The organism is Pseudomonas maumuensis, assembly GCF_019139675.1.
GTDB classification, from domain to species: Bacteria; Pseudomonadota; Gammaproteobacteria; order Pseudomonadales; family Pseudomonadaceae; genus Aquipseudomonas; species Aquipseudomonas maumuensis.
Genome location: NZ_CP077077.1, coordinates 1463253 through 1482631 on the forward strand (window position 1 = coordinate 1463253; position 19379 = coordinate 1482631).

Here is a 19379-nt window from a genome sequence, read left to right on the forward strand (position 1 = left end):
TCGTTGGACGTGCCGGGCGCGGCCTCTGAACATGGTGCCCAGGCCGCGACGTCCGACGTCGCCCATAGAACAATACCAACAAGCCGAGGCAACCATGAACCCGACCGGCGTGCAGCAGCAGGCCCCCGCCCGAACCTCGAGCGGCCCTTTCGCCTGGTACCGCGACATCGATTCCCAGCAACGACGCACCTTCTGGAGCTGCAAGATCGGCTACGGCCTGGACGGCATGGACACCCAGATGCTGAGCTTCGTCATCCCCACACTGATCATGCTGTGGGGCATCAGCACCGCCGAAGCCGGGCTGATCCATACCAGCACGCTGATCGCCTCGGCCCTGGGCGGCTGGATCGCCGGTATCCTCTCCGACCGCATCGGGCGGGTGCGCACTTTGCAACTGACGGTGCTGTGGTTCGCATTTTTCACCTTCCTCTGCGGTTTCGCCCAGAGCTATGAGCAGCTGTTGATCGCCCGTACCCTGATGGGCTTCGGCTTCGGCGGCGAATGGACCGCCGGCGCGGTACTGATCGGCGAGGTGATCCGTGCCCAGGACCGCGGCAAGGCGGTGGGCATGGTGCAGTCGGGCTGGGCCATCGGCTGGGGGCTGACGGCGATCCTCTATGCCTTGCTGTTCTCCTGGCTACCGGCCGAGCAGGCCTGGCGCGCGCTGTTTCTGCTCGGGTTGCTGCCAGCGATCTTCGTGATCTTCGTGCGGCGCCTGGTCAAGGACCCGGAGGTCTACCGCGAGGCCAAGGCCGCCGAGACGGTTGCCGCACCCTCGCATTTCTACGAGATCTTCGCCCCCGGCATGCTCTGGACCACGATCCGCGCCTCGCTGCTGACTACTGGTGCCCTGGGCGGCTACTACGCCATCACCTCGTGGCTGCCTACCTTCCTCAAGAACGAGCGCGGCCTGAGCGTGCTCGGTACCGGCGGCTACCTGGCGATGGTCATCGTCGGCTCCTACATCGGCTATGTGGTCAGTGCCTACCTCTGCGACCTGCTGGGGCGGCGGAAGAACTTCATCCTGTTCGCCGTGGGCTCGTTCGTCATCGTCCTGCTCTACACGCAGATGCCGGTCAGCGACAACGTGATGCTGTGGCTGGGCTTCCCGCTGGGCTTCTTCGCCTCGGGCATCTTCAGCGGCATGGGTTCGTTCCTCACCGAGCTGTTCCCCACCCGTATCCGTGGCTCGGGGCAGGGCTTCTGCTACAACATCGGCAAGGTCATCGCGGCCATGTTCCCGCTGCTGATCGGCCTGCTCGGCGAGAAAGTGCCGTTGGGCCTGGGGATTGGCGCCTTCGCCGCGGTGTCCTACGGTGTGGTGATCCTGGCCGCGCTGAGCCTGCCGGAAACCCGCGGCAAAGCGCTCCAGGCGCGCTAAGGTAGGCACCATGAACATTGATACGGAGGTCCGCCAGGTGAAACGCCTGCTACTCAATTGCGACATGGGCGAGAGCTTCGGCAACTGGCGCATGGGCCAGGATGCCAAGGTCATGCCGTTCATCGACTGCGCCAACATCGCCTGCGGCTACCACGCCGGCGACCCCGGCACCATGCGCCGCACCGTGGCCCTGGCCCTGGAGCACCGGGTGGCCATCGGCGCGCACCCGGCCTACCCGGACCTGGCAGGCTTCGGCCGCCGCTCCATGGCCTGCAGCAGCGACGAGATCCGCGACCTGCTGCACTACCAGATCGGCGCCCTGGACGGCATCTGCAAAGTGCTCGGTGGCCGGGTGGCCTACGTCAAGCCCCATGGCGCGCTGTACAACGACATGATGGCCAACCCGGCCATCCTGCGCACCGTGCTCGAGGCCGTGGCGGCATTCGACAGCGGCCTGCCGTTGATGCTCATGGCCACCGCCGACGACAGCGCCGCCCAGGCCCTGGGCGACGAGATCGGCGTGCCGTTGTGGTTTGAAGCCTTCGCCGACCGTGGCTACACCGCCAGCGGGCACCTGATGTCGCGGCGCTTGCCGAACGCGGTACACCATGATCCGGCGCTGGTGGTCGAGCAGGCCTTGCGCCTGGCCAAGGGCGAGGCCCTGGTGGCCGACGATGGCAGCGAGGTGCGGTTGAACGCCAGCACCTTGTGCGTGCATGGCGACAACGATGGCTCCGTGGCCGCGGTACGCCAGATTCGCCAGGCACTCGACGCGCTGGAGCAGGCATGACCCCACGTATCGAAGTGGTGGCCGTCGACAGCCTGATGGTGCGGCTGTTCGATGCCATCGATGAAGGCAACATGCCGTGGATTCTCGCCGCCAGCCAGCGCTTGCGGGAAGCTTTCGGCCAACAGTTGATCGACCTGGTGCCGTCCTACACCACGCTGATGATGCAGTTCGACCTGGCGCCGGGCGAAGCGCGCCGGCGCATCCTGCACGCACTGGAGGGCCTGCGGCCGGATGCCGGACAGGCCGGGCGCCGGCACGAGATCCCAGTGTGGTACCACGTCAGCGTCGGCCCCGAGTTGCCGGTGCTGGCTGCGCGAAGCGGGCTGAGCGAGGCCGAGGTGATCGACGTGCATAGTGGCCGTGATTACCCGGTGTTCGCGCTGGGGTTCGCACCGGGCTTCGGCTTCATGGGCCTGGTCGACGAGCGCCTGGCCACACCGCGCCTGAGTACCCCGCGCAAGCGTGTGGCAGCGGGCAGCGTCGGCATTGCCGAACGCCAGACCGCCGCGTATCCGGCGGTGTCGCCGGGCGGCTGGAACCTGATCGGACGGACGCCGGTGCGCCTGTTCGACCGCGAGCGCGAGGGCTATAGCCTGTTGCAGCCAGGCGACCGGGTCCGTTTCGTGGCGGTCGGGCACGCCGAGTTCATCAACCTGGGCGGCGACGACAGCCCGCTGGAGGCCCAGGTATGAGCCAGTTGAGGATCGAGGCCAGCACCGCGCTGTGCCAATTGCAGGATGGTGGGCGCTTCGGCGTGCGGCATCTGGGGGTGACCCAGGGCGGCGCGCTGGATTGGGTGGCGATGCGCTGGGCCAACTGGTTGCTGGGCAATACCCTGGACAGCGCAGTGGTGGAAATCGCCCTCGGAGGCTTCAGTGTGGTTGCCGAGGAAGATTGCATGCTGGCGTTGGCCGGGGCCGACCTGGATGCGCAGGTCGACGGGCAGGCTGTGGCGCCCTGGACCAGCTTCAACCTCGGCAAAGGCCAGCAGCTGACGCTGCGTCAGCCTCGCCAAGGGGTACGTGCTTATCTGGCGGTGCCGGGCGGGTTCGTGGGCGAGTCGGTGCTGGGGAGTTGTGCCACGGTGGTTCGGGAAGAGCTGGGCGGGGTTGATGGCCAGGGCCGGGCGTTGCTGAAAGGGGAGGTACTGCATGCTGCCGGAGCCATCGCGGGGCAAGTCGGGGCGCCGAACCGCCGCTCTCACGTGCCTGAAGCATTGCGGCCGGTGTATGCGGACAAGCCTGTGCTGGACCTGGTGATGGGGGCGCAGATAGGCGATTTCAGCGGCACCAGCCTGTTCGAGGCGTTCAACCGTGACTGGACGCTGGACAGCCGTGCCGACCGCATGGGCATTCGCCTGCTCGGGCCGCAACTGGTTTACCAGGGCGCGCCGATGATCTCCGAGGGAATCCCGCTCGGCGCCGTGCAGGTGCCGCCGGACGGGCAGCCGATCGTACTGCTTAACGACCGGCAGACCATCGGTGGGTATCCACGGCTGGGGGCGTTGACGCCGCTGGCTCTGGCGCAACTGGCGCAGTGCATGCCGGGGACTGCGATACGGTTTCGGGCGGTGGTACAGGAGCAGGCGTGGATCGAGGTGAAAGCTTATAGCGAGCGCTGGCAGTAGTCGTTGAGTATAAAACTGCGCGGTTTACTTGCAGCCATCTGGTAGTTTTGTCAGTTGCAGCACTCGGTGCCTCTTGTCAGTATTTACCCGTACTACTCATTTGTGGTCGGAGCGGGGGCGCCAATGACTGCCCAATGCCAGATTGAACTGTTAGCTGTCGACAGGGCCGATTCGATAATGGCTGGCCAGCCCGCTGCCATGCAGCCTGCATACAGTGCCTATGGCTACTGCGCAAATGCGGGGAAGGCAGTTGCTCTTGCCTTTAATGGAGAGTACTGGGACGCCGGTGTCGATGGTTATCTGTTGGGTAAAGGTTACCGTTTGTACAGTCCTTCCTTGTTGCGGTTTTTGTCTGCAGATGCGATGAGCCCATTCGGCAAAGGGGGCATCAATGCTTACACCTATTGCAATGGTGATCCGATAAATAACGTCGACCCGTCCGGTCGATTGGGTTTACCGCCAAAATTGGCTCATGCAGTCAATTCAAAAATGCAAAGAAAAGTTTTTGATGCGGGGGCGTTAACTCCGTTCAGAAACCTGGGTATGGCTGAAGATGTGGATCCCTACGGACTGAAGCGAGAATTTAAGCGAGGTAATGTCGGGGCGGTCGTAGAACAGGTGGGCATTGGCAATTTTGATTCTTTGATCGGTGCTTATTCTTATCAGGCGCGAAATGTTCTGGTTGCCGTGACGAAAAATGCATTTAATTTGGTGGTGAGTGGCAATGCCGCTGTTGAGTCTGGAGGGCAATTCAGTTTCACGTGGCAAGGACCGCATGGTATTGCAGCTGTGGATGCAAAGGTTTTGAGTTGGCTGGCGGCTGGCCAAAAATATGAGCCTGGCCAGGCTCCAAAACTTCCAGAATTGGCAGGAAATGCAGTTAACGCTAAGAACGCCGGTAAAAAAGTCCAGAATATTTTGGCGCGGAGAATTGAGTCCCTTAGGCAGGGTGAAATTATCGCCGCCGATGACTGGTATGCTAGTAACTTCAACCAGACTTTAAATCCGACAAGCTCTTGAGTTTCAGATGAGTGAGGGGCTGCAGTGCCTTCATCGATAAGCGCAGCCCCCCTCTTGGAGTTTACTTTGACAGGTACCGCATCCCGTCTTCCAACCCCTGCAACGTCAACGGATACATCTTGTCCTCGATCAGGTCCCGCACCAGATGGGTCGAGGCGGTGTAGTCCCAGGCCTGCTTGGGATACGGGTTGATCCAGATGATCTTCCTGAACTTCTCCATGAAGCGCTGCATCCACACGTACCCGGCCTCTTCGTTCCAGTGCTCGACGCTGCCGCCCGGCTGGGTGATCTCGTAGGGTGCCATGGCTGCGTCGCCGACGAAGATCACTTTGTAATCGTCGCCGTACTTGTGCAGCAGGTCGAAGGTGGAGAAGCGCTCCGAGGTGCGGCGCAGGTTGTTCTTCCACACCGACTCGTAGACGAAGTTGTGGAAGTAGTAGTACTCCAGGTGCTTGAACTCGGTCTTGCAGGCCGAGAACAGTTCCTCGCACACCTTGATGTGGGCATCCATCGAGCCGCCGATGTCGAACAGCAACAGCAGCTTTACCGTGTTGCGTCGTTCGGGGCGCATCTGGATGTTCAGCAGGCCGGCGTCACGGGCGGTGTGGTCGATGGTTCCGTCGATGTCCAGCTCTTCGGCGGCGCCTTCGCGGGCGAACTTGCGCAGCCGGCGCAGGGCCAGCTTGATGTTGCGTGTGCCCAGCTCGACCTGGTCGTCGAGGTTCTTGTATTCGCGTTGGTCCCAGACCTTCACCGCCTTGCCCTGGCGCTTGCCGGCCTCGCCGACGCGGATGCCCTCGGGGTTGAAGCCGCCCGAGCCGAACGGGCTGGTGCCACCGGTGCCGATCCATTTGTTGCCGCCGGCGTGGCGTTCCTTCTGTTCCTCGAGGCGCTTCTTGAACTCCTCGATCAGCTTGTCCAGCCCGCCCAGGGACTGGATCTGCGCCCGTTCCTCGTCGGTGAGCGAGCGCTCGAACTCCTTGCGCAGCCACTCGTCGGGGATCAACGCCTCGATATGCCGGTCGAGGTTTTCCAGGCCCTTGAAGTAGGCGGCGAAGGCGCGGTCGAACTTGTCGAAGTGCCGTTCGTCCTTCACCAGGATAGCGCGGGCCAGGTAGTAGAAGGCGTCCATGTCGGCAAACACCACACCTTTTTGCAAGGCATGGTGCAAGTCGAGCAGTTCGCGCACCGAGACCGGCACCTTGGCCGCGCGCATTTCATTGAACAGGTTGAGCAGCATGGCCCGGCTCCCGTCAGCGGTTGCCGCGCCGGCTCATGAAGGCCAGGCGCTCGAGCAGCGTCACGTCCTGTTCGTTCTTCACCAGGGCCCCAGCCAGCGGTGGGATGGCCTTGGTCGGGTCGCGCTCGCGCAGCACCGCCTCGCCGATGTTGTCGGCCATCAGCAGCTTGAGCCAGTCGACCAGCTCGGAGGTGGAGGGCTTTTTCTTCAGGCCTGGCACCTTGCGCACGTCGAAGAACACGTCCAGCGCTTCGCTGACCAGCGACTGGCTGATATTCGGGTAATGCACGTCGACGATGCGTTGCAGGGTGTCGCGGTCGGGGAAGGCGATGTAGTGGAAGAAGCAGCGGCGCAGGAAGGCGTCAGGCAGCTCCTTTTCGTTGTTGGAGGTGATGATGATGATCGGGCGCTGCTTGGCCTTGATGGTCTCGTCGATTTCGTAGACGTAGAACTCCATCTTGTCGAGTTCCTGCAACAGGTCGTTGGGGAATTCGATGTCGGCCTTGTCGATCTCGTCGATCAGCAGGATTACCCGCTCGTCGGCCTCGAAGGCCTCCCACAGCTTGCCTTTCTTCAGGTAGTTGCGTACGTCGTGGACTTTGTCCACGCCCAATTGCGAGTCGCGCAGGCGGCTGACCGCGTCGTATTCATACAGGCCCTGGTGAGCCTTGGTGGTCGATTTGATGTGCCAGGTGATCAGGCGCGCGCCGAAAGAGGCGGCCAGTTGCTCGGCGAGCATGGTCTTGCCGGTGCCCGGCTCGCCCTTGACCAGCAGCGGACGCTCCAGGGTGATGGCCGCGTTGACCGCCAGCTTAAGGTCGTCTGTGGCGACGTAGTCGCGGGTGCCTTCGAACTTCATTAACCGATCCTCTGGGTGGCTGGCTGGCGTCATTGCGGGCAAAGCCGCCCCCTAGGAGCCGGCTTGCCGGCGATAGGGCCGGCCCAGGCAATACATGTTTACTGATGTGTCAGCGACTATAACGCCACGCCCGACGCGTGAAAACGCAGACCGGGTATTCAGTCCCTGAATGGTCCGTCACCCAAGGCTCAGTCGGATTTGGGCGCGGGCTGCTCGTAGCGTGCATTGAACGCCTGGATGAAGCCGTTGCGCAGGATCTGCAGGAACGCCTCGAAGGCGCTGATGTCCTGTTGATGCACGCTGCCGCTGAGTTCCACGCGGGTGGCGAACTGGTTTTTCGGCTGGTTCTTGAGCACGGTCTCCGTAGCACCCACGACGGCTTCCCATATCGAGCGCAAAAAGCCTTTGTCCTTGTCTTCCACGTCCTGCTGCCAATTAAATACATCGACATCGCGCAACAGCGGCTTGATGTAGCCCTTGAGCCGGCCGTTCTCGGCCTCGGCCTCGATCACCACGTCGCCATGTCCGGCATTGAAGTCGAACTTGCCGTAGGCACTGGCGAAGTCGTTCAGCCGGCGCAGTTCGATGCCGGTGGCGCGCAGGCGGAACTGGAAGTCGTCGAAGTCGCTGAAGGGGTCGAAGGTGGCGCGGCTTTCCACCTTTGCATCGCCCAGCAGCAGCGCTGTCCCGTCGAAGCGGGCATCGCGCCGGCCCTTTTCGTCGCGCACGTTGGTCAGGTTGCGGATGCTTGCGTCCAGTTGGGTGGCCTTGAGGTCCACCGGCGGGCTGGAATTGAAGTTGCGGAAGGTGAGGGTGCCTTGTTCGATGCGCACGTCGTTCAGGGTGATCGGCAGCAGTTTTTCCAGTTGCTGGCGCCAGTCGGTGCCTTGGCCGGTCTGAGAGTTCTGTTTGTTGCCGCCGTCGACGAAATTGAGTTCGGGGCGTACGAAGGTCACTTCGGCGACCACGGCGCGGTCGTACCACAGCGAGTGCCAGCTCACCGACAGGTCGATCAGCGGCGCTTCGAGCAGCGGCACCGGCACCTTGCCGCTGACCTTGACGATCTTCAGGCCATTGATCTGGTAGGCGCCACGCCACCACGCCAAGTCGACGTCGCGGACCTCGCCGCGGTAGTCGCCCATGTCGGCCAGCTTGTCGTTGAGGTAGTCACGCACCAGGTAAGGCAAGGCCAGGTGCAGGGCCACCAGCAGTGCGACCAGGCTGGCGAAGCCGACCAGTGGCCAGCGGTAGCGCGCTTTCATCGGGTTTCTCCACGGCAGCATGTGCGGTTGACCGCAGGGCGTTTCGTCGAGTTCGAACGGGCTTTACGCTCACCGATTGCAGGCTTACCCTCAGGGTTTTCCCTGCACTTTTTTCCTGTTCAAGGACCGCCGCCATGAGCCGTATCTACGCCGACAACGCCCATTCCATCGGCAACACGCCGCTGGTGCAGATCAACCGCATTGCCCCGCGTGGCGTGACCATCCTGGCCAAGACCGAAGGGCGCAACCCTGGCTACTCGGTGAAGTGCCGGATCGGCGCGAACATGATCTGGGACGCCGAGAGCAGCGGCAAACTCAAGCCGGGCATGACCATCGTCGAGCCCACCTCGGGCAATACCGGCATCGGCCTGGCCTTCGTCGCCGCCGCCCGTGGCTACAAGCTGGTGCTGACCATGCCCGACTCGATGAGCCTGGAACGGCGCAAGGTGCTCAAAGCGCTGGGCGCCGAGCTAGTGCTGACCGACAAGGCCAAGGGCATGAAGGGTGCCATCGAGAAGGCCAATGAGATCGTCGCCTCCGACCCTGCGCAGCACTTCCTGCCGGGCCAGTTCGACAACCCGGCCAACCCGGCCATCCACGAAAAGACCACCGGCCCGGAAATCTGGAACGACACCGATGGCGCGGTCGACGTGCTGGTTGCCGGCGTCGGCACCGGTGGCACCATCACCGGCGTGTCGCGCTACATCAAGCACACCCAGGGCAAGGCGATCCTGTCGGTGGCGGTGGAACCGGTGAACTCGCCACTGATCAGCCAGACCCTGGCCGGCGAGGAGCTCAAGCCCACCCCGCACAAGATCCAGGGTATCGGCGCCGGCTTCGTGCCGAAGAACCTCGACCTGTCGATCGTCGACCAGGTCGAGACGGTGACCGAGGAAGAGTCCAAGGCCATGGCCATCCGCCTGATGCAGGAGGAGGGCATCCTCTGCGGCATCTCTTGCGGCGCCGCGATGGCAGCGGCGGTGCGCCTGGCCGAGAAACCGGAGATGCAGGGCAAGACCATCGTGGTGATCCTGCCGGATTCGGGCGAGCGTTACCTGTCGAGCATGCTGTTCAGCGATCTGTTCACCGAGCAGGAGAACCAGCAGTAAGCGACACGCTGCAAGCTGCAAGTCGAAGGCATGGCCGTATTGACGCGGATCAGCTTGAGCTTGCCGCTTGCAGCTTCTGGCTTGCAGCTGCTCCTGATGGGTTTATGATGTCCGGCTATCTGGGGATGGCCTGATTTCCCCTCCAAGGAGTGTTGCATGACCTTTTCCTTCGTCGCCAAGGCCGGTGTCCTGCTGGTGTTCTTCGGCAGTGTGCTGTTCGTGCACCTGCGCGGCAAGGCACGCCTGCCGGTGCTGCGCCAGTTCGTCAACCATTCGGCGCTGTTCGCCCCCTACAACAGCCTGATGTACCTGTTCTCCGGCGTGCCTTCCAAGCCGTACCTGGACCGCCAGCGCTTCCCCGAGCTGGATGTGCTCAAGGACAACTGGGAGGTGATCCGCGAAGAGGCCATGCGCCTGTTCGACGAGGGTTACATCCGCGCGGCGGAAAAAGACAACGACGCCGGCTTCGGTTCGTTCTTCAAGAAGGGCTGGAAGCGCTTCTATTTGAAGTGGTACGACAAACCGCTGCCGTCCGCCGAAGCGCTGTGCCCGAAGACCGTCGAGCTGGTCAGCAGCATCCCCAACGTCAAGGGCGCGATGTTCGCCCTGTTGCCCGGCGGCAGCCACCTGAACCCGCACCGCGACCCGTTTGCCGGCTCCCTGCGCTATCACCTGGGGCTGTCCACGCCGAATTCCGACAACTGCCGCATCTACGTTGATGGCCAGCCCTACGCCTGGCGCGACGGCGAGGACGTGATGTTCGACGAGACCTTCGTGCACTGGGTCAAGAACGAGACCGAGGTCACCCGCGTGATCCTGTTCTGCGACGTCGAGCGCCCGCTCAACAGCCCGCTGATGACCCGCATCAACCGCAAGGTCAGTGCCTTCCTCGGCCGCGCCACCGCGCCGCAGAACACCGATGACGAGCGTGTCGGCGGGATCAACCAGGCCTATGCCTGGAGCAAGCGCTTCAGCAATGTCATCAGCACCCGGGTCAAGCAGTTCAAGCGTGCCAACCCCAAGGCCTACCGCGTGCTGCGGCCGGTGCTGGCGGTTGTCGTCGCCTACGCCCTGTACCACTGGTTGTTCTGATCCGGTTGAGCAGGCCTGCTTTCGCACCTTGTGCAAGCAGGCTTGCCCCGCGATGATTCCCCCGCTATATTCCGAAACACTCTCTTCCCCGAAGACCTGTTCATGCCAGCCATTCCTTCCACCACCGCTTACGTTCTCGCGCCTGTCGCGGGCGTGGTCGTGCGTGGCAGCCAGCAGCCGGCCATGATCAGTCACTATCCACCACCTGTCAGTGGCGTGGTAGGCGGCGTAGCTCCGCCTCCTTGCGCAGTCGTGGTGCTGGGCTGACCGGCCGCTGGCCGCTCCCCACCGCACTCGCAACCTACTGAACACGGTCGGCTATCCCCGCAAGTCGCGATAGGCCCTCCGTACGGCTCATTTGCCCGTATACAGGTGGCATACATGTCTGTCCTCAACAAAGCATCCGTGGCCTCGGCGGCCACGACCAGCCTGTTCGTCCTGCTGTGGAGCAGCGGGGCGATTGTCTCCAAGCTCGGCCTGGCCCAGGCCAGCCCCTTCGCCTTCCTGCTGCTGCGTTCGGCCCTGGCGCTTTTCGGTCTGCTGTTGATCGGTCCGTTGCTCGGATTACGTTGGCCACGTACCCGGGGCGGCATTGTTCGCGCCCTGGGGACCGGCTGCGTATTGCTCGGCGCCTACCAGATCTTCTACCTGCTGGCGCTGAACACCCATGTCACGCCCGGCGTCATGGCCACGGTCATGGGCGTACAACCGATCCTGACTGTGGCGCTGATGGAGCGTCAGCGTTCCTGGAGCCGTCTGTTCGGCCTGGGGCTTGGCTTGGGTGGCCTGGTAATGGTGGTCTACCAGGGCATCAACCTGGGTGGGGTATCCCTCACCGGGATGCTGTTCGCCCTGCTGGCGCTGGCCAGCATGACCTTGGGCTCGATCCTGCAGAAACGCATTACCGACAACCCCATGGGCACCTTGCCCTTGCAATACTTAGCGGGCTTCGCAATGTGCGCGGTGTTCGCGCCGTTCCAGCCGCTGCATGTCCAATGGAATGTCAGTTTCCTTGGCGCGCTGCTGTGGATGGGGTTGGTGGTCTCGCTACTGGCCACGCTGTTGCTGTACCGGCTGATCGCAAGGGGCAACCTGGTCAATGTCACCAGCCTGTTCTACCTGGTGCCGGCGGTCACGGCGGTGATGGATTTCATCATCTTCGGCAACCGCCTGGCGCCCCTCAGCCTGCTGGGGATGGCGCTGATCGTGATCGGCTTGCTGTTCGTGTTCCGTAAACCTGCGTTGCGCACGGCCGAGGCCTGAGTCAGCGAGCAGTGGGAGCGGGGCAAGCCCGCTCCCCTTTTTCAGTGCCGTGCCGGGCGCAGCACCAACCACAGCGCCGCACCGATCAGCAGACCGCCATACAGGTGCGCCATCGACAGCGGCTCATCCAGCAGCCATGCGCCCCACAGCACGCCGAACACCGGGATCAGGAAGGTCACGGTGCTGGCCTTTACCGGCCCGATTTCGTTCAGCAGGCGGAAGTACAGGATGTAGGCGAACGCCGTACACAACAGCCCCAGGCCCAGCAGCGACAGCCACACCTGCCAGCCGCCCCAGCTGGCGGGCGGCTGGCTCATGGCGCTCCAGACGAACAGCGGGCTGAGCAGCAAGGTGGCGCCGAGCATGCTGCCCAGCGCCGACAGACGGCTGTCCAGCGTGCCGACCCAGCGCCTTGCCAGGAAGCCGGCGAAGCCGTAGCAGGTGGTGGCGGCCAGGCAGGCCAGTGCGCCTTGCACCAGGGCCATATCCAATGCCACCGGGCCAGCACCGCTGAGAATGCCGACACCGAACAGCCCGAGGAAGATCCCGCAGAGCTTGGGCAGGGTCATGGCTTCGCGGAAGAACAAGGCGCCGATCAGCACGCCCATCAGCGGCGTGGTGGCGTTGAAGATCGCCGAATAGCCCGCCGGCAGCACCTGCGCTGCCACGGAATAGAATGTGGCCGGAATGCCCGAGTTGATCATGCCCAGCACCAGGCAGGCGCCCAGCTTGCCCTCGAAGTCCCAACGCACACGGGCGGCGGCGAGGATGGCGATCAGACCCAGGCATGCGATCGACACGCGGAAGAAGGCGGTCGGCACGGTGCCCAGCTCGGGGGCAATGATGCGCATGAACAGGAAGCTGGCGCCCCAGACAGCGGCAAGGGTCAGCAGGCGGGCGAGGGCAATGGGGCTCACGGTGGTCTCCGGCGGTAGGGCAGGGCGCGAGTGTACGTCAGGGCGCGTGGGGGATTCTTGTGCTTTCTTGCTGTGTGAATCCGGGACTGCCTCACGGGCTTCATCGCCGGCAAGCCGGCTCCCACAGGGCTCGTATCCGACTAAGCTGTCTCGGTGACCATTGCATAGAGGCACGCGCATGACCCCAGCCTGGCCCGCCGTCGATATCGCCCGGATGATCCTCGATGGCTTCGACGACTACCGCGAGCACTTTCGCCGTATCACTCTCGGCGCCCGCGAACGCTTCGAACAGGCACGCTGGCAGGACATCCAGCATGCCGCCGCAGCGCGTATCAACCTGTATGAAGAGAAGGTCGCCGAGGTCAATGGCTGGCTGCGCCAGCGCTTCGAAAGCACGGTGCTGCTGGACGTCGAGCAGTGGCCGCTGGTCAAGAACGCCTACATCCGCCTGATCGACCCGCGGCTGGACGACGAGTTGTCCGAGACCTGGTACAACTCGTTGTTCTGCAGCCTGTTCAGCCATGACCTGATCAGCGACGGCTGCATGTTCATCCACACCACCCGGCCGTCGATGCGCGGCCATGAGCGGGCGGCGCAGACGCGTACCTATACGCTGCAGGACGGTCTCAAAGGCTTGTTACGAGCGATCTTCGCCGATTATGCGTTCGACGTGCCATATGGCGACCGGGAAGGCGATATCGCGCGCCTGGAGGACCAATTGCGCGAATGCCTGCCCGACTGGGTCTGCAAGGATCCGGCTCTCGCCGTGGAGCTGTTCACCCCGGTGCTCTACCGCAACAAGGGCGCCTACCTGGTCGGTCGGCTGTACACCCCCGACGAGCAGTGGCCACTGGTGATCCCGCTGCTGCACCGCGAGGGGCATGGCATCGAGGCCGATGCGCTGATTACCGACGAGGCGGAGGTGTCGATCATCTTCTCCTTCACCCGTTCGTATTTCATGGTCGATGTGCCGGTGCCGGCGGAGTTCGTCAACTTCCTCAAGCGCATCCTGCCGGGCAAGCACATCGCCGAGCTGTACACCTCGATCGGGTTCTACAAGCATGGCAAGTCGGAGTTCTACCGGGCGCTGATCAACCACCTGGCCAACAGCGACGACCGCTTTGTCATGGCCCCGGGCGTGCGCGGCATGGTCATGAGCGTATTTACCCTGCCGGGCTTCAACACCGTGTTCAAGATCATCAAGGACCGCTTCTCGCCGTCCAAGACCGTCGACCGGGCCACGGTGATCGAGAAATACCGCCTGGTAAAAAGCGTCGACCGCGTCGGGCGCATGGCCGATACCCAGGAGTTCGCCGATTTTCGCTTTCCCCAGGGCAAGTTCGATCCCGACTGCCTGGCGGAACTGCTTGAGGTGGCGCCCTCCACCGTGGCGCTTGAGGGCGACACGGTGCTGATTCGCCACTGCTGGACCGAACGGCGCATGACCCCGCTCAACCTGTACCTCGAACAGGCCAGCGAAGCCCAGGTGCTGGAGGCGCTGGAAGACTATGGGCTGGCGATCAAGCAATTGGCGGCGGCGAACATCTTCCCCGGCGACATGCTGCTGAAGAACTTCGGCGTCACCCGCCATGGCCGGGTGGTGTTCTACGACTACGACGAGATCAGCTACCTCACCGAGGTCAACTTCCGCCATATCCCGCCGCCGCGTTATCCGGAGGACGAGATGTCCGGCGAGCCGTGGTACTCGATCGGGCCGCATGACGTGTTCCCCGAAGAGTTTCCGCCATTCCTGTTCGCCGATATCGGCCAGCGCCGCTTGTTCAGCCGCTTGCATGGCGAACTGTACGACGCCGATTACTGGAAAGGCCTGCAGGAGGCAATCCGGGCGGGGAAGGTGATCGATGTGTTCCCTTATCGGCGCAAGGCGCGTTAGGCCTTAGCTTTTCACCCCTTGAGGCACTTGAGCTCGCTGAAGTCCGCGCGCACTTTGCTCAGCCGCTGCTGCAGGAATTGCCGCTGGGCCGGGCTGCTCTGTTTCAGCAGATCCACCAGCAGGCTGCGTGCCTGGCGCTCGGTATTCTGGAATGCCTGGCGGTACTCCGGTGTCCACAGGCTTTCCTTGCGCTGTAGCAACTGCGCCAGCCTGGGCTCGAAGCTTGGGCTGGCGCGCTGGTCCATCGCCAGCACCAGTTGCTGCTGCCAGTGGGCGCGGTTGGCGATCCACTGGCGATTCTGGTCACCCAGGGCCTGGGACCAGCTCATCACCCGCAGCCGTTGTTCGGCATCGAGCTCGCCCAGCCAGGGCTCGAGGCGCTTGCGCATGCGTGCGGCACGGTTCTCGACCTGCTTGGCCAGTGGCGTGTCGACGTATTCCTTCTGGCGTTTGTCGATGTCCTTGCGAAAAGCCTCGCGCATTTCCGCTACCTGGCTGTCATTCATGCCCTTGAGCAGTTCCGCGGCAGAGGGGGTTATCGCTTCGGTGACCCGGCCGATGGCCTGGCGCGCCTCGACCGTGCGTTGGCGCAGGTTTTCATCGGTGACCGCGTCGTTGGCGACCATCACTTGCACCCGGTCGAGCCAGTCGAGGTAGCCGGGCAGTTGGGTCTTGCAGTGCCAGGCCAGGTGCGCCTTGAGCCGTTCGTCGAGCAACTGCTTCTGCTCGCGGTTCATGTCCAGGTAGTCGCCCAGCGACCACGGCACCAGGCGATCGAGGTTGCGGTAGGCCAGGTCGATGCGGCTGCAGGCCGTCAGTGCCAGGGCGAAGCCGATGAGCATGAGCAGGGCTTTGGGCAGGCGAAGTGGCATGAGCGAATCCTTGCTGGGCTGGCCAGGCGGTAGACGCATGGTTGGCCCGACGGTTCCGGCGAATGTGCGCTCGGGCGGCCGGGCGGGTCAGGTGTTAGAATAGCCGCCTTGTCTTGAGGATCTTCGGAAATGGCTCTGCTTGGGCGTTACAACAGTTTGCAAATCGTGAAACACGTGGAGTTCGGCCTGTACCTTGACGGCGGTGCCGATGGCGAAATCCTCCTGCCGCGGCGCTACTTCCCCAAGGATGCCGAGCTGGAGCTGGACGACTGGCTCAACGTGTTCATCTACCTGGACAGCGAAGACCAGCTGATCGCCACCACCGAAAAGCCGAAAATGCAGGTGGGCGAGTTTGCCAGCCTCAAGGTCAAGGACATCAACGGCGCGGGCATTTTCCTCGACTGGGGCCTGTCCAAGGACCTGCTGATGCCCTACTCGGAAGAGTCGCGGCAACTGAAGATCGGCGACTACTGCGTGGTCCATGCCTACCTGGACAAGCGCACCCGGCGCATCACCGCCACCGCCAAGCTGGACCGTTACCTGGACCGCACCCCGGTGGACTACAGCGTCGGCCAGCCGGTCGAGCTGCTGGTGGCCGGCGAGACGCCGATGGGCTTCAAGGCGATCATCAACAACCGCCACTGGGGCCTGATCCACAAGAACGAGGTGTTCAAGTTCCTGCGTTCGGGCATGCACGAGAAGGGTTTCATCAAGGAAGTGCGCGCCGACGGCAAGATCGCCCTGAGCCTGCAGCCGGTGGGCCAGGCCTTGGCCGACAGCCTGCACGAACAGATCATGCAGCGCCTGGAGGCCAACGGTGGTGTGCTGCCGGTGTGCGACAAGAGCGACCCTGCGCTGATCAGCCAGATGTTCAACGTCAGCAAGGGCAACTTCAAGAAAGCCATCGGCGCGTTGTTCAAGCAGGGCCGCATCGTCATCCATGACGATCGCATCGAGCGGGCCTGATCAGCCCTGCACGAAGGTGCTGAAATCCAGCTGCTCGCCACCCGGGCGGGTGTCGCGCAGCAGTGAGTCGCGGTCGGCGCTCAGGGCCAGGCTGATGGTCGAACGGCGTTTGCCGGGGTTGCGCACTTCCATCTGCTCCTGATGAGCCTTGAGGAAATTGGTGGGCACCTTGAGGTGCTGCAGCTCATCACCCTCCGGTGTGTGCAGCAGCAGGTTGACCCAGTCGGGCTGACCCTTGCGCAGCAGTGCGACCGGCACTTCGAACCACCACAGGTTGCGCTTGGTGTCGAGAATGGCGAACAGGGTGTTGGCACTGGTGAGTACCGGTTTGGCCAGCGCCTCGTTACGGCGAGCGATGGCGGTGGGTTTGTCGAGTTTCATGCAGGTTCCTGCGGGTTGACGCGAGTAAGGCCTGCCATTGTGGGGTGGGGCTTATCGCGGGGCAAGCCCGCGTCCTGAAATCACCCAAGCCGAACCGTGCAAGCGTAGGGTGCTGAGCCATTCAACCGTTTGGCTGACAGGGTGCAAATGAATTGAAACTCTGGCCAATGGCCTTGGGTCGATCAGGTGTCGACACGATTTCCCGTGTCTTTCCCCCGAGGAGACATCCCATGAGCGGCACCAAGGACAAAGCGAAGGGCCTGGCCAATGAGGCCGTGGGCAATATCAAGCAGGGCGTCGGCAAGGTGACCGACAATGACAAGCTGCGCGCCGAGGGCAAGGCCCAGGAGTTGAAAGGCGAGGCGCAGCAGGCCGTGGGCAAGGTCAAGGATGCCGTGAAGAAACCTTGATCGCGAGAGCCTTGTCGCTGGCCAGCCCGCTCCCGTCGAATGGGAGCGGGCTGGCACGGCGAAAGGTGCGCGCAACGCGCTCATTCACTCGGCGATTTGCAACTTGCGCGCTTGGGTGTACACGTACCGCAGCTTCTCGTACTCGAACGGCGAATTGGTCTGCCCATAGCGGAAGTTGGTGGTGTAGCGCTTGTCCACTGCCCGCAACACGGTCAGCTCCGGATGGTCACTGGCGGTGTCGGGCACGTTCAGGTAGTTGATCTCTTTCTCCCCTACGTAATCCACCACCAACCCAGTCGTGTCGCGCAGGTTCGACGGCCCGAGGATCGGCAGCATCAGGTAGGGGCCGTCCGGCACTCCATAGAAGCCCAAGGTCTGGCCGAAGTCCTCACTCTGCCGGGGCAGGCCCATCTTGGTCGCCGGATCCCACAAGCCGCCGACACCGATGATGGTGTTGAACATAAGGCGCGCGGTGATCTGCGCCGAACGCTTGGGCTTGAGCTGCAGCACGCTGTTGAACAGGTTGGGCACATCACCCAGGTTATTGAAGAAGTTGCTGACCCCGGTGCGCACGAAGCTGGGGGTGACGTAACGGTAGCCGTCGACCACCGGCAGGAACACCCACTGGTCGAAGCGGTAGTTGAAGTGGTAGATGCGTCGGTTCAGCGACTCCAGCGGGTCATAGATATTCAATGCGGCCAGGGTCGAGCGTTCGAATTCGCGCTGGTCCAGGCCGGGGTTGAATTTCAGCTCGCGCAGCGGGTCGACGAAGCCGTCGGCCTCCACGGTGAGTGTTTCGGTCTTGTCGGCCTCGATCACGCTGGCACGCGGCGCGACTTCCTCGGCCAGGGCGCAGCCGCTGGCGAGCAGGGCGGTGACGAGCAGCAGTCTGTTAACCACGGAAGAACTCCAGCATGGCGTCGCTGTTGACGCGGTAGTTGAGGTTGCCGCAATGGCCGCCATGGGGGTAGAGCGTAAGGCGTTCACCGAACACCCGGCGCAGGAAACCGATGTCGCCGGGGCCGAGGATCACGTCGTCGGCGTTGTGCATCACGGCGATCTTCGGGTTGTCGCGCAGATAATCTTCCAGCGCGTACAGGCTCACCTGGTCGACCAATTGCAGCAGGCTGTTGCCGTCGGTGCGCGCGCGCCACATGGGGATCACCTGCTCAGTCAGGTAGCAGTCGAAGTCGCATTGCAGCGCCCGTTTGAAGAACGGCTCCAGGCTGCTGCCCTCGGTGATCGGGAACTTCGGCGGAATGATCAGCCCGCGACGGTTGATCAGGTCGGAGGTGAAGGCGATGTCGGCGGCTGAGAAGCGGAACGAGGTGCCGATGAGCATGGCCATCTGCTCGTTGGACAGGTGCTCCCGCGACTTCTGGAAGTCGTAGAGCAACGCATCGTTGAGGTCGATGTAGCCCTTGTCCTGGAAGTAGCGGGTGAGCTTTTCCAGCATCAGTTCATAGAAGGTGGTGCTGCGGTCGATGCCCTTGACCCGGGTCTGCACCAGCTTGTCCAGGTTGGTGATCGAGGTGTACAGGTTGACCGGCGGGTTGAGCAGCAGCACGCGCTTGAACTTGAAGCTCTGGCGGGTTTCGTCGAGCTTGCTGACGAACGCCGCGTCCAGCGCGCCCAGGCTGTAGCCAGTGAGGTAGTACTCGCTGACCGGCAGGCGCGCTTGCTGGGCGCGCACCGCCTGCATGACCCGGTACAGGTCCTTGGCGTCTTCGCTCGACACCCCGGGGGTGGCGAAGCGCGAGGCGGCGCTCATGAAGTCCCAGCTGGTCGGCGAGGACAGTTGCACGACGTGGTAGCCGGCCTGGTAGAACAGTTTCTTCAGGTACTCGTTGATGCTGCTGGAGTAGGGCGCGCCGGTGCCGGCGATCAGGAAGATCAGCGGCGCTTCGTGGTCCTGTTTGGCCAGGCGGTAGCGCAGCTTCTTCACCGACCAGAAGTTGTCGGGCAGGGTGAACTCGCGCTCCGGACGCAGGGTGAGGCTGTAGTCGGCCTGGTCGATGTCGTCGTCGCTGGGCAGCGTCGGGCGCTGCTCCGGCGGCGTGGTGGCGATGGTCGCCTCGAACGGGTTGGTCAGTGGATAGCCGTAGCTCGCCGCATCTATATCCCTCGCCGAGGCGACCGTAGCCATGAGCAGGCCACCAAGCAGGGCGGCGAGGCGCAAAGATCGAAGCATGTAGTCCCCCAAGGAAAGCGCAAGGTCGTGCAGGAAACTAGGACCACGGTAAGTCGGACAAAGTTGCCCGTCGCCCTGACGTATGTCGCACCAGATGTTGCCGCG

The 19379-nt window shown here is 63.1% G+C and carries 19 protein-coding genes; 11 read left to right on the top strand and 8 right to left on the bottom strand.

Annotated features, from left to right (window positions below; all coding sequences use genetic code 11):
- Positions 1-94 precede the first annotated feature (94 nt).
- The 5 genes from KSS90_RS06805 (at position 95) to KSS90_RS06825 (ending at position 4818) form a co-directional block, all read left to right on the top strand.
- Positions 95-1381, top strand: coding sequence for an MFS transporter (locus tag KSS90_RS06805; protein ID WP_217868712.1), 1287 nt, complete (start codon positions 95-97; stop codon positions 1379-1381).
- A 10-nt stretch (positions 1382-1391) separates the two neighbouring features.
- Positions 1392-2171 carry a 5-oxoprolinase subunit PxpA gene (locus tag KSS90_RS06810; protein ID WP_217868714.1) on the top strand — a complete coding sequence of 260 codons (780 nt, stop codon included), beginning with the start codon at positions 1392-1394 and terminating at the stop codon, positions 2169-2171.
- Positions 2168-2863 carry a 5-oxoprolinase subunit PxpB gene (pxpB, locus tag KSS90_RS06815; RefSeq protein ID WP_217868716.1) on the top strand — a complete coding sequence of 232 codons (696 nt, stop codon included), beginning with the start codon at positions 2168-2170 and terminating at the stop codon, positions 2861-2863. The genes KSS90_RS06810 and pxpB overlap by 4 nt, the downstream gene beginning before the upstream one ends.
- Positions 2860-3798, top strand: coding sequence for a 5-oxoprolinase subunit C family protein (locus tag KSS90_RS06820; RefSeq protein ID WP_217868718.1), 939 nt, complete (start codon positions 2860-2862; stop codon positions 3796-3798). Before pxpB ends, KSS90_RS06820 begins: the two co-directional genes overlap by 4 nt.
- 123 nt (positions 3799-3921) lie before the next feature.
- Complete coding sequence (locus tag KSS90_RS06825) at positions 3922-4818, top strand: RHS repeat-associated core domain-containing protein (protein ID WP_217868720.1); 897 nt, start codon at positions 3922-3924, stop codon at positions 4816-4818.
- A 61-nt stretch (positions 4819-4879) separates the two neighbouring features.
- Here the strand turns inward: KSS90_RS06825 and KSS90_RS06830 are convergent, their stop codons facing one another.
- The 3 genes from KSS90_RS06830 to KSS90_RS06840 form a co-directional block, all read right to left on the bottom strand.
- A complete protein-coding gene (locus KSS90_RS06830; protein WP_023629932.1) occupies positions 4880-6058 on the bottom strand; it encodes a vWA domain-containing protein in 1179 nt (392 codons plus the stop codon).
- A 13-nt stretch (positions 6059-6071) separates the two neighbouring features.
- On the bottom strand, positions 6072-6917 hold the full coding sequence (locus KSS90_RS06835; protein WP_186521076.1) for an AAA family ATPase: 846 nt from the start codon (positions 6915-6917) through the stop codon (positions 6072-6074).
- Between the two features lie 188 nt (positions 6918-7105).
- A complete protein-coding gene (locus tag KSS90_RS06840; protein WP_217868722.1) occupies positions 7106-8179 on the bottom strand; it encodes a DUF748 domain-containing protein in 1074 nt (357 codons plus the stop codon).
- A gap of 134 nt (positions 8180-8313) precedes the next feature.
- Between KSS90_RS06840 and cysK the strand changes: the two genes are divergently transcribed.
- The 3 genes from cysK to KSS90_RS06855 all read left to right on the top strand — a co-directional run bounded on the left by cysK (position 8314) and on the right by KSS90_RS06855 (position 11643).
- The gene (gene cysK, locus KSS90_RS06845) at positions 8314-9288 is read left to right on the top strand and encodes a cysteine synthase A (RefSeq protein WP_046856671.1); all 975 of its coding nucleotides are present in this window, start codon (positions 8314-8316) and stop codon (positions 9286-9288) included.
- Between the two features lie 156 nt (positions 9289-9444).
- Positions 9445-10380 carry an aspartyl/asparaginyl beta-hydroxylase domain-containing protein gene (locus KSS90_RS06850; RefSeq protein ID WP_046856670.1) on the top strand — a complete coding sequence of 312 codons (936 nt, stop codon included), beginning with the start codon at positions 9445-9447 and terminating at the stop codon, positions 10378-10380.
- 381 nt (positions 10381-10761) lie between these two features.
- On the top strand, positions 10762-11643 hold the full coding sequence (locus KSS90_RS06855) for a DMT family transporter (RefSeq protein WP_217868724.1): 882 nt from the start codon (positions 10762-10764) through the stop codon (positions 11641-11643).
- Between the two features lie 41 nt (positions 11644-11684).
- Here the strand turns inward: KSS90_RS06855 and KSS90_RS06860 are convergent, their stop codons facing one another.
- The gene (locus tag KSS90_RS06860) at positions 11685-12560 is read right to left on the bottom strand and encodes a DMT family transporter (RefSeq protein ID WP_217868725.1); all 876 of its coding nucleotides are present in this window, start codon (positions 12558-12560) and stop codon (positions 11685-11687) included.
- Between the two features lie 178 nt (positions 12561-12738).
- Between KSS90_RS06860 and aceK the strand changes: the two genes are divergently transcribed.
- A complete protein-coding gene (gene aceK, locus KSS90_RS06865) occupies positions 12739-14454 on the top strand; it encodes a bifunctional isocitrate dehydrogenase kinase/phosphatase (RefSeq protein ID WP_217868726.1) in 1716 nt (571 codons plus the stop codon).
- A gap of 11 nt (positions 14455-14465) precedes the next feature.
- Here aceK and KSS90_RS06870 read toward each other — a convergent pair whose 3' ends face one another.
- Positions 14466-15326: a DUF6279 family lipoprotein gene (locus KSS90_RS06870; RefSeq protein WP_217868727.1), complete on the bottom strand. Its 861-nt coding sequence runs from the start codon at positions 15324-15326 to the stop codon at positions 14466-14468.
- Positions 15327-15455: 129 nt separating this feature from the next.
- Between KSS90_RS06870 and KSS90_RS06875 the strand changes: the two genes are divergently transcribed.
- Complete coding sequence (locus KSS90_RS06875; RefSeq protein ID WP_023629535.1) at positions 15456-16292, top strand: CvfB family protein; 837 nt, start codon at positions 15456-15458, stop codon at positions 16290-16292.
- Here the strand turns inward: KSS90_RS06875 and KSS90_RS06880 are convergent, their stop codons facing one another.
- Complete coding sequence (locus tag KSS90_RS06880; RefSeq protein WP_217868728.1) at positions 16293-16673, bottom strand: hypothetical protein; 381 nt, start codon at positions 16671-16673, stop codon at positions 16293-16295.
- A 230-nt stretch (positions 16674-16903) separates the two neighbouring features.
- On the opposite strand from KSS90_RS06880, the gene KSS90_RS06885 reads away from it, so the two are divergent.
- The gene (locus KSS90_RS06885) at positions 16904-17083 is read left to right on the top strand and encodes a CsbD family protein (protein WP_023629533.1); all 180 of its coding nucleotides are present in this window, start codon (positions 16904-16906) and stop codon (positions 17081-17083) included.
- A gap of 84 nt (positions 17084-17167) precedes the next feature.
- Here the strand turns inward: KSS90_RS06885 and KSS90_RS06890 are convergent, their stop codons facing one another.
- Together KSS90_RS06890 and KSS90_RS06895 are read right to left on the bottom strand one after the other, a co-directional pair.
- Positions 17168-17983, bottom strand: a complete 816-nt coding sequence (locus tag KSS90_RS06890; RefSeq protein ID WP_437180060.1) for an MlaA family lipoprotein — start codon at positions 17981-17983, stop codon at positions 17168-17170.
- Positions 17976-19274 (bottom strand): serine/threonine protein kinase, encoded by a 1299-nt coding sequence (locus tag KSS90_RS06895; RefSeq protein WP_217868730.1) that lies wholly within the window; start codon positions 19272-19274, stop codon positions 17976-17978. Before KSS90_RS06895 ends, KSS90_RS06890 begins: the two co-directional genes overlap by 8 nt.
- Between the last annotated feature and the right edge of the window lie 105 nt (positions 19275-19379).

Coding starts and splice junctions, on each gene's coding strand:
- KSS90_RS06850 (WP_046856670.1), top strand. CDS start 9,445: ATGACCTTTTCCTTCGTCGCCAAGGCCGGTGTCCTGCTGGTGTTCTTC.
- KSS90_RS06875 (WP_023629535.1), top strand. CDS start 15,456: ATGGCTCTGCTTGGGCGTTACAACAGTTTGCAAATCGTGAAACACGTG.
- KSS90_RS06830 (WP_023629932.1), bottom strand. CDS start 6,058: ATGCTGCTCAACCTGTTCAATGAAATGCGCGCGGCCAAGGTGCCGGTC.
- KSS90_RS06820 (WP_217868718.1), top strand. CDS start 2,860: ATGAGCCAGTTGAGGATCGAGGCCAGCACCGCGCTGTGCCAATTGCAG.
- pxpB (WP_217868716.1), top strand. CDS start 2,168: ATGACCCCACGTATCGAAGTGGTGGCCGTCGACAGCCTGATGGTGCGG.
- KSS90_RS06870 (WP_217868727.1), bottom strand. CDS start 15,326: ATGCCACTTCGCCTGCCCAAAGCCCTGCTCATGCTCATCGGCTTCGCC.
- aceK (WP_217868726.1), top strand. CDS start 12,739: ATGACCCCAGCCTGGCCCGCCGTCGATATCGCCCGGATGATCCTCGAT.
- KSS90_RS06840 (WP_217868722.1), bottom strand. CDS start 8,179: ATGAAAGCGCGCTACCGCTGGCCACTGGTCGGCTTCGCCAGCCTGGTC.
- KSS90_RS06885 (WP_023629533.1), top strand. CDS start 16,904: ATGAGCGGCACCAAGGACAAAGCGAAGGGCCTGGCCAATGAGGCCGTG.
- KSS90_RS06895 (WP_217868730.1), bottom strand. CDS start 19,274: ATGCTTCGATCTTTGCGCCTCGCCGCCCTGCTTGGTGGCCTGCTCATG.
- KSS90_RS06880 (WP_217868728.1), bottom strand. CDS start 16,673: ATGAAACTCGACAAACCCACCGCCATCGCTCGCCGTAACGAGGCGCTG.
- KSS90_RS06825 (WP_217868720.1), top strand. CDS start 3,922: ATGACTGCCCAATGCCAGATTGAACTGTTAGCTGTCGACAGGGCCGAT.
- cysK (WP_046856671.1), top strand. CDS start 8,314: ATGAGCCGTATCTACGCCGACAACGCCCATTCCATCGGCAACACGCCG.
- KSS90_RS06805 (WP_217868712.1), top strand. CDS start 95: ATGAACCCGACCGGCGTGCAGCAGCAGGCCCCCGCCCGAACCTCGAGC.
- KSS90_RS06835 (WP_186521076.1), bottom strand. CDS start 6,917: ATGAAGTTCGAAGGCACCCGCGACTACGTCGCCACAGACGACCTTAAG.
- KSS90_RS06855 (WP_217868724.1), top strand. CDS start 10,762: ATGTCTGTCCTCAACAAAGCATCCGTGGCCTCGGCGGCCACGACCAGC.
- KSS90_RS06810 (WP_217868714.1), top strand. CDS start 1,392: ATGAACATTGATACGGAGGTCCGCCAGGTGAAACGCCTGCTACTCAAT.